General features: G+C 67.6%; 8 protein-coding genes. 4 read left to right on the top strand and 4 right to left on the bottom strand.

Going from position 1 to position 8,492, the window contains the following annotated elements:
* Nucleotides 1–388 precede the first annotated feature (388 nt).
* Entirely contained in the window at nt 389–1,600 is a 1,212-nt protein-coding gene (tyrS, locus tag Q0P60_RS07760) for a tyrosine--tRNA ligase (protein WP_294990605.1), read from the bottom strand.
* Between the two features lie 167 nt (nt 1,601–1,767).
* Between tyrS and Q0P60_RS07755 the strand changes: the two genes are divergently transcribed.
* Nucleotides 1,768–3,240, top strand: coding sequence for a peptidoglycan DD-metalloendopeptidase family protein (locus tag Q0P60_RS07755; protein WP_294990602.1), 1,473 nt, complete (start codon nt 1,768–1,770; stop codon nt 3,238–3,240).
* Between the two features lie 65 nt (nt 3,241–3,305).
* On the top strand, nt 3,306–4,433 hold the full coding sequence (locus tag Q0P60_RS07750; protein ID WP_294990597.1) for an anhydro-N-acetylmuramic acid kinase: 1,128 nt from the start codon (nt 3,306–3,308) through the stop codon (nt 4,431–4,433).
* 68 nt (nt 4,434–4,501) lie between these two features.
* Here the strand turns inward: Q0P60_RS07750 and Q0P60_RS07745 are convergent, their stop codons facing one another.
* From Q0P60_RS07745 to Q0P60_RS07735, 3 genes are all read right to left on the bottom strand, one after another.
* A complete protein-coding gene (locus tag Q0P60_RS07745) occupies nt 4,502–4,732 on the bottom strand; it encodes a hypothetical protein (protein WP_005420465.1) in 231 nt (76 codons plus the stop codon).
* Between the two features lie 78 nt (nt 4,733–4,810).
* Entirely contained in the window at nt 4,811–6,115 is a 1,305-nt protein-coding gene (locus Q0P60_RS07740) for an MFS transporter (protein ID WP_294990592.1), read from the bottom strand.
* The gene (locus Q0P60_RS07735; protein ID WP_294990589.1) at nt 6,112–6,912 is read right to left on the bottom strand and encodes an exodeoxyribonuclease III; all 801 of its coding nucleotides are present in this window, start codon (nt 6,910–6,912) and stop codon (nt 6,112–6,114) included. Before Q0P60_RS07735 ends, Q0P60_RS07740 begins: the two co-directional genes overlap by 4 nt.
* A gap of 161 nt (nt 6,913–7,073) precedes the next feature.
* On the opposite strand from Q0P60_RS07735, the gene pyrE reads away from it, so the two are divergent.
* Nucleotides 7,074–7,733 (top strand): orotate phosphoribosyltransferase, encoded by a 660-nt coding sequence (pyrE, locus tag Q0P60_RS07730; protein WP_294990586.1) that lies wholly within the window; start codon nt 7,074–7,076, stop codon nt 7,731–7,733.
* A gap of 18 nt (nt 7,734–7,751) precedes the next feature.
* Nucleotides 7,752–8,414, top strand: a complete 663-nt coding sequence (locus Q0P60_RS07725) for a hypothetical protein (RefSeq protein ID WP_294990583.1) — start codon at nt 7,752–7,754, stop codon at nt 8,412–8,414.
* Nucleotides 8,415–8,492: the final 78 nt, after the last annotated feature.

Genomic DNA, 8,492 nt, shown 5'->3' with positions numbered 1-8,492 from the left:
CTTCACAAGATACCTGCGCATACTTTCAAAGATCCGGGGAAGTGGCCTCAGCGCCATTCCCGTGTGCTGCGAAGTTTCCTTCGTAGCGAGCCGCCCATTATGCCAGACTTTTTCAGTCCGTCAACACCTTCGTTCGATCATCTCGTTCGGCGGTGGTGGGCGCCCTGTTGTCGCTGAAGCCCCTTGGTGGCGACCCCTGCGACGGGGGAGAGAAAGTATGTCCCTATTCGCCCCGTTTGTGAAGGGGGTGTGGCAACTTTTTTCACTGGATGTTGCATCCGTTCATCCAGCCCGCTGCGGGAGGCCCCCGCAAGGAGCAGCCGAGCGTGGGCTCGGCTCTGCAAGAGCCTATAAGCCGGGGCCGGCTGGCGCCGGCCCCGGCTTCTGCTCAGGCGGCAACCAGGCGCACGCGGGCGAAGGTGCGCTTGCCAACCTGCAGCAGGCCTTCAAAGCCGGGCAGCAGCACCTGCTGGCCATCTTCCACGACTTCACCGTCCACCTTGACCGCGCGCTCCTTGAGCTTGCGGTTGGCCTCGGAATTGCTCGGGGTCAGGCCGGCAGCGGTCAGCAGGGCCGCAATACGCAGGCCTTCGGCCGGGATCGCCACGTCCTGCAGCGGCAGCTGGGTGATGTCGCCCTGCCCGGTCACCGCCGCTTCCCAACCGGCAATGGCCTGTTCGGCCGCCGCGGCATCATGGAAGCGGGTAGCCAGCTCGCGCGCCAGGCGCAGCTTGACCACACGCGGGTTCAGGCCGCCACTGGCCACCTGCTCGCGCAGCTGCACGGCTTCGGCCTGGCTGATGTCGAAGGACAGCAGCTCGATCCAGCGCCACATCAGGGTGTCGTCCACCTTCATGGTCTTGGTGACGATGTCGATGGCCGGTTCGCTGATACCAATGTAGTTGCCCAGCGACTTGGACATCTTGTTGACGCCGTCCAGGCCTTCCAGCAGCGGCATGGTCAACACCACCTGCGGCTTCTGCCCATGGTGTTCCTGCAGGCCGCGGCCCATCAGCAGGTTGAACTTCTGGTCGGTACCGCCCAGTTCGACGTCAGCCTCCAGGGCCACCGAGTCGTAACCCTGTACCAGCGGGTACAGGAATTCGTGGATGGCGATCGACTGCTGGGCGGCGTAGCGCTTGGCGAAGTCGTCGCGCTCGAGCATGCGCGCCACGGTGTGCTGGCCGGCCAGGCGGATCATGTCGGCCGCGCCCATCTTGCCGAACCACTCCGAATTGAAGCGGACCTCGGTACGGCTGCGGTCCAGCACCTTGAAGACCTGTTCCTCGTAGGTCCGGGCATTGGCCAGCACGTCCTCGCGGCTGAGCGGCTTGCGGGTCAGGCTCTTGCCGGACGGGTCGCCGATCATGCCGGTGAAGTCGCCGATCAGGAAAATGACCTGGTGGCCAAGGTCCTGGAACTGGCGCATCTTGTTCAGCAGCACCGTGTGGCCCAGGTGCAGGTCGGGCGCGGTGGGGTCGAAGCCGGCCTTGATCCGCAGCGGGCGGCCTTCCTGCAGGCGCGCACGCAGATCCTCAAGCTTGAGGATCTCGTCGGCACCGCGGCCGATCAGGGCAAGGGCTTCTTCAATCGAGGACACGTGACTACTCCCGGCAACGCCGATTCTTGTGTGGGGTGTTAAAGCGAAGTTAACCCGATTGGCTTCACAAAAGCCAATGGGCACAAGGGTTTGACGCGGTTTTCTCAGGTGTCTATGGTAACCGGCGATCAGGCCCGCGCTCCCGGGCTGCCAGGAAAAAACCGCCGATGCACAATTCCGAACAAGGGCGCGCACGCAAGCAGCGCTTCCAGGAACGCCTCCACGTCCTGCACGACAACGCCCTGCATCGGAAGCTCAGGCAACACCTTCCCGCCGCCTTCAGTGAGCGCTGGACCCGGCGCCACTGGATGCACGCCAGCCTGTTTGCGACCATCGGCGCCCTGGTGGCGACGATCGTCCCCGGCTTCTCGCACACCATCGATGCGCCGTTTGCCGACAGCCACACCAGCCTGGCGCTGCCGTTGCCGCCACTGACCATGGCCCGCCAGCAGCAGGTGCCCGGCGACAGCTGGCAGGTGCTGCGCGTGCAGCGTGGCCAGACCCTGAGTGACCTGTTCGACAAGGCCGGCATCCCGGCCACCACCCTGCACCGGGTGCTGGACCACCCCGGAGCGCGCGAGGCGCTGACCAAGCTGCGCCCGGGTGCCGAGATCGCCTTCGACATGCCGCTGTCCGGTGACCTGCGCAGCATCCGCTTCGACCGCGACGACGACAACCGGGTCGAGCTCAGCCTGGCCGGCGACGACATCAAGGAGAAGGTGACCCGGCGCGAGACCTCCACCCGCACCGTGGTCACCAGCGGCGAGATCACCAGTTCCCTGTATGCCGCGGCCCGCCGCGCCGGCTTGTCGCCGTCGGCGATCGCGACGATGACCGACGACATCTTCAAGTACGACATCGACTTCTCGAAGGACCTTCAGCCGGGCGACCGTTTCAGCGTGGTGATGGATGAAACCTGGCGCGAAGGCGAGAAGGTGGACACCAGCAAGATCCTGGCGGCGACCTTCACCACCGGTGGCAAGACCTATTCCGGCTTCCGCTTCGACCGCAACGGCAAGTCCGAGTACTACGACATCAACGGCCGCTCGCTGAAGAAGAGCTTCATCCGCATGCCGATCCCGTTCGCGCGGCTGAGCTCGACCTTCGGCGCCCGCAAGCACCCGGTGCTGGGCAAGATGCGCATGCACAAGGGCGTGGACTACGCTGCGCGCACCGGCACCCCGATCATGGCCGCCGGCGACGCCCGCGTGCAGTTCGCCGGCGTGCAGAACGGCTACGGCAACGTGGTGATCCTCGACCACGGCCGCGGCCACACCACCCTGTACGGCCACATGTCGCGCTTTGCGAACATCAAGACCGGCCAGCGCGTGGCCCAGGGCACGGTGATCGGCTATGTGGGCTCGACCGGCCTGGCCACCGGCCCGCACCTGCACTACGAATTCCGCGTCAACGGCGAGCACCGCAATCCGCTGACCGTGACCATGCCGCCGCCGGAACCGCTGAAGGGCGCCGAACTGGTCGCCTTCCGCGCGCAGACCGCGCCGGCGATGGCACGCATCCAGGGCATGGAGAAGCTGATCTACGCCGATGCCAGCCCGGCGCCGACCAGCCGCGACGAGGCCGCCCCCGAGGTGGCCAGCGCCAAGGACAAGCCGGGCAACGGCCGCAAGCGCGGCTGAGCCCCTGCGTTGACGAAGAAGGACGCGGCAGCCCAAGCTTGCCGCGTCCTTTTTCTATGCCCGCCATGAACACCACTGCCGACACTGACGCCCCCCTGTACCTTGGCCTGATGTCGGGCACCAGCGCCGACGGCATCGATGCCGCGCTGGTGCAGTTCCCCAGCGGCGGTGGCTGCCGCTTCGTGCACGGGCTGACCGCCCGCTGGGAGCCGGTGCTGCGCGCGCGGCTGGTGGCGCTGGGTGAAGGCGGCCCGCTGCAGTCGCTGGAAGAGCTGGGCGAACTGGACGCGCGGATCGCGATCAGCTTCGCCGAGGCCGCCAACCAGCTGCTGGCCGAGGCCGGGATCGCCCCTCACCAGGTGCGTGCGATCGGCTCGCATGGGCAGACCGTGCGGCATCGCCCGCTGGCCGACCCGGCCTTCACCGTGCAGCTGGGCGATGGCAACCGCATCGCCGAACTGACCGGGATCACCACGGTGTGCGACTTCCGCCGCCGCGACGTGGCGGCAGGCGGCCACGGCGCACCGCTGATGCCGGCCTTCCACCTGGGCATGCTGGGCACCTCCGACGAGGACCGTGCGGTGCTCAACCTGGGTGGCATCGCCAACCTCACCCTGATCCCGCGCGAAGGCGCGGTGCGCGGCTTCGATACCGGCCCGGCCAACGCGCTGATGGATGCCTGGTGCCAGCGCCACACCGGCCGCACCTTCGATGCCGACGGCGCGTATGCCGCCAGTGGTGCGGTGGATCCGGCCCTGCTGGCCGGATGGCGTTCGGACCCATGGTTCGCGCTGCCGCCGCCGAAGAGCACCGGCCGCGAACAGTTCCACCTGGCCTGGGCCGAGGCGCACATGGGGGAAGGCGAATACACCGCCGCCGACGTGCAGGCGACCCTGCTGGAGCTGACCGTGGTGACCGTAGCCGATGCATTGCTGGCGCAACAGCCGCACACCCGGCGCCTGCTGGTCTGTGGCGGCGGTGTGCGCAACCGGCAGTTGATGAAGCGGCTGGCAGCGCGGCTGCCCGGGGTGCTGGTGGAGTCCAGCGCAAGCCATGGGCTGGACCCGGAGTACGTGGAGGCGATGGGCTTTGCCTGGCTCGCCCAGCGCACGATGGACGGGCTGCCCGGCAACCTGCCGAGCGTGACCGGGGCGAACGGCCCGCGCATCCTGGGCGCAATCCATCCGGCGTGAGCACCGGCCATCCACGCGTGGCGTGGGCCTAGCGGGCGTGTGCGGTACGCCGCGGCATGCCCGCGCGGCTAATCGAAGCCCTGCCCTGCGGGCAAGGCCTGCAGCGCCGCGATGGCATCGGACAGCGCGTCCACTTCGGGATCACCGAAGCCGGAGCGGACCTCCAGCTCACTGCTGAACAAGCCCTGCTCCAGCAACGCCGCGCAGGTCTGTTCGTGGGTCCAGCCGCGGGCCACCGCGACACGTCGGATACGTTCCAGCAGCAGCGGGTCCAGGTCCCGCAGCACAACGTCGGCCATGCTCACTTCCCCGTTCGCAAGGCACCGCCCCCTCGGCGCGTCGGGGGCGATGATCCCGCAGACCGGGCGGGCAGGCAATCAGGCGACCGGCGGCGGCCCGCGATCGACGATGCGCGGCCACAGCCAGGCCAGCAGCAGCAGGGTCGGCACCACGGTGACCGAGCTGAGGATGAAGAACGTGCTGTAGGACGTGGCCTCGACGATGTAGCCGGAGACGCCGCCGACGAACTTGCCCGGCAGGTTGGCCAGCGAGACCAGCAGCGCGTACTGGGTGGCGGTGAAGTTGCGGTCGGTCAGCGACGACATGAAGGCGACCAGCACGGTGCCGGCAAAGCCCTGGAACAGGTTGTCAGCGCTGAGTGCGGCATAGAACGCCCACAGCTTGCCCGGGTTGTGCGCCATCAGCAGGAAGGCCAGGTTGGACAGCGCCACGCCCAGCGCGGCCACCAGCAGCATGCGGCGGAAACCAAACGCGGCCACCGCGATGCCGCCCAGGAAGGCGCCTGCAATGCCCATCCATACGCCGAACAGCTTGGAAACGGTGGCGATATCAGCCTTGTCGAACCCCGAGTCGAGGTAGAACGGCCCGGCCATCACGCCGATCACCTGGTCGGGGAACTTGAACAGGCCTACGAAGGCCAGCAGAACCAGGGCCAAGGCCACGCCGTTGCGGCTGAAGAAGCTGGTGATGGGCTGGACGAAGGCCTCGGCCACATCGATGCGGCGCTGCACGGCCGTCGCCGGACGTTCCGGTTCGGCGCACAGCAGGGTGGTGATGATCGGCAGCAGCATCAGCGCGGCCATCGCCAGGTAGGCAACGATCCAGCCCTCGAACTGGGCCAGGTACAGCGCGCCGGCACCGGCCAGGATCAGGCCGATCCGGTAGCCCAGCGTGTAGGTGGCTGCCAGCGCGGCCTGGGCCGCCTGCGGGGCGATCTCGATACGGTAGGCATCGACCGCCGAATCCTGGGTGGCGCCGGCGAACGAGGCCACCAGCACCCACATCACCAGCGGCCAGACGCCCTGCTCGGGCCGCACGAAGGCCAGCGCGACCAGGCCGACCAGCACCATCGCCTGCGATACCAGCAGCCATGAACGGCGGCGGCCGAGCCCCCCCAGCAGCGGGAAGGCGTAACGGTCCAGCAGCGGCGCCCACAGGAACTTCAGCAGGTAGAAGAAGCTGGCCAGGCTGATCAGGCCGATGCTGCCGAGGTCGAGGCCGACGTCGCGCAGGCGCGTGGACAGGGTCTGCGAGGCGATCAGCAGGAACGGCAAGCCGCTGCCAAAGCCGAGCATGGCCATGGTCAGCGCCGACGGGGTGCCGAAGGCGCGCTTGATGCCTGCCCAGCCCTTGTAGCTGACCGGCTTGGCCGCCTCGGTCACAGGTCGTAGTCCACGGTGAACGGGGCGTGGTCGGAGAAGCGCTCGTCGCGGTAGATCGAGCAGCCGCGCAGGCGGTCACGCAGGCCCGGGGTGATGAACTGGTAATCGATGCGCCAACCGACATTGTTGGCGCGGGCGGCACCACGGTTGCTCCACCAGGTGTAATCCTCGCCGGTGGGATGCAGCAGGCGGTAAGCGTCAGCCCAGCCCCGTCCGGCGCCGACATCGGTGGCCTGGCCATGGTCGGCGCACAGGGCGTTGAGCCAGTCGCGCTCTTCCGGCAGGCAGCCGGAGTTCTTCTGGTTGGACTTCCAGTTCTTGATGTCCAGCGCCGAGCGGACGATGTTCCAGTCACCGCACAGCACGTAGTCACGGCCACTGCGCGCCCATTCCTCGAGGATCGGCCGCAGCCATTCCATCACTTCGAACTTGAAGCCCTGGCGCAGGTCGCCCGAGCTGCCGGACGGAATATAGAAGGAGACCACGCTGAGGTTGCCGTAGCGCGCCTCGATGTAGCGTCCTTCATCGTCGAACGGGGCCCAGCCCAGCGAGGTGATGACCTGGTCCGGCTCGCGCTTGCTGTAGATCGCCACGCCGCTGTAGCCCTTCTTGGTGATGGCGTCGCGGTAGAAGCAGTGGTGGCCGTCCGGACGGAACATCGGGTCGGTCAGCTGGTCTTCCTGGGCCTTGGTCTCCTGGATGCACAGGACGTCGGCGTCCTGGGCCCGGAACCAGTCGAGGAAGCCCTTGGTCGCGGCGGAGCGGATGCCATTGGCGTTGAAACTGATGATGCGCATGCGGGGACCTGCGGCGGGAAACCGGGCAAGCATACCGGTTGCCTGCCGGGCTGCGCAGTCCGCCAGGCAGGGCCGCAACCGCCTTCACAGAGGGCCGGACGAGCGCGAAACGCCCAGCTGGATTAGGATTTGCTCTCCAAATGAAGATGAATCGAGTTTTGATGAGCGACCACCGCCACCGTTTCCTGCAGCTGGCCCTGACCGCCGATGCCCTGCGCTTCGGCCAGTTCACCCTCAAGTCCGGCCGGCTGAGCCCCTATTTCTTCAACGCCGGTCGCTTCGACTCCGGTTCGCTGCTGTCCCAGCTCGGCGCCTGCTACGCCGACGCCATCGACGCCGCCGGAATCAAGTACGACGTGGTGTTCGGCCCCGCCTACAAGGGCATTCCGCTGGCCACCGCGATGGCCTGCGAACTGGCCCAGCGGGGTCGTGACCTGCCGCTGTCGTTCAACCGCAAGGAAGCCAAGGACCATGGCGAGGGCGGCCAGCTGATCGGCGCCGACATGAACGGCAAGCGCGTGCTGATCGTTGATGACGTGATCACCGCCGGTACCGCGATCCGCGAAGCGCTGGCCATCATCCGCGCCGCTGGCGGCACTCCGGCCGGCATCGTGGTGGCCCTGGACCGCCAGGAGATCGCCTCGGAAACCGACCGCCGTTCGGCGGCGCAGTCGGTGGCTGAAGAAGCCGGCATTCCGGTGATCGCCGTGGCATCGCTGGCCGACCTGCTTGATTTCGCCTCCGGCAACCCGGAACTTGTGGGCTACCGGCAGCCGCTGGAAGCCTACCGGGCCCAGTACGGCGTCCGTTCGATCCGCTGACCGACCAGGGGAAAGGTCATGTCCCGAGTTCCTGCCGTGCTGTTTGCCAGCCTGTTGCTGGCTGCGCCGTTCACCGTGCCGGCGCAGTCGCGCGACAGTGGCAAGGTGGAAAAGAAGCTGTACTGCTGGAACGAGGGCAAGGAGCGGATCTGCAGTGATTCGCTGCCGGCCGACGCGGTCAATCACGCCCGCGAGGAATTCAATGCGAAGAGCGGCCTGCGCAATGCACAGGTCCAGCGCGCGTTGACCGACGAGGAGCGCGCGGCCGCCAGCACGGAGGCCGCGCAGCAGCAGCTGGACCTGATGGCGGTGCAGACCCGCCAGCGCACCGAGCAGGCGATGCTGTCCACCTATGGCAGCGAGGACGATCTGCGGCGGGTGTTCGCCGAACGCCAGGAAGTGCTGGACAACAACCTGAAGACCGCCGAGTACAACGTCACCAGCCTGCGCGAATCGCTGGTGGCCCTGCTGTCGGCCGCGGGTGACCGCGAGCTGTCCGGAAGCAAGGTGACCGACAAGCAGGCCGAGGCGATCCGCCAGCGGCACGTGCAGCTGCGGTCGCAACAGCGCCTGCAGGCCGGATTCCTGCAGCAGCAGCAGGCCCTGAAGGCCGAAATCGACAGTACCCTGCAGCGCTATCGCGAGCTGAAGGGGCTGCTGCCGGCGAGCCAGGCACCGTAGTTGCCGCGCGGCCGCGGCCGGCAACCGGCGCGCCATCCACGCAGGCGCCGGCCTTGGTTACGGTTTGGCCGGCGGAAT

Source organism: uncultured Stenotrophomonas sp. (assembly GCF_945952405.1).
Taxonomy (GTDB): Bacteria; Pseudomonadota; Gammaproteobacteria; order Xanthomonadales; family Xanthomonadaceae; genus Stenotrophomonas.
This window is presented reverse-complemented; position numbering and strand designations above follow the sequence as displayed.

Coding starts and splice junctions, on each gene's coding strand:
- Q0P60_RS07735 (WP_294990589.1), bottom strand. CDS start 6,912: ATGCGCATCATCAGTTTCAACGCCAATGGCATCCGCTCCGCCGCGACC.
- Q0P60_RS07755 (WP_294990602.1), top strand. CDS start 1,768: ATGCACAATTCCGAACAAGGGCGCGCACGCAAGCAGCGCTTCCAGGAA.
- Q0P60_RS07750 (WP_294990597.1), top strand. CDS start 3,306: ATGAACACCACTGCCGACACTGACGCCCCCCTGTACCTTGGCCTGATG.
- Q0P60_RS07745 (WP_005420465.1), bottom strand. CDS start 4,732: ATGGCCGACGTTGTGCTGCGGGACCTGGACCCGCTGCTGCTGGAACGT.
- Q0P60_RS07725 (WP_294990583.1), top strand. CDS start 7,752: ATGTCCCGAGTTCCTGCCGTGCTGTTTGCCAGCCTGTTGCTGGCTGCG.
- pyrE (WP_294990586.1), top strand. CDS start 7,074: ATGAGCGACCACCGCCACCGTTTCCTGCAGCTGGCCCTGACCGCCGAT.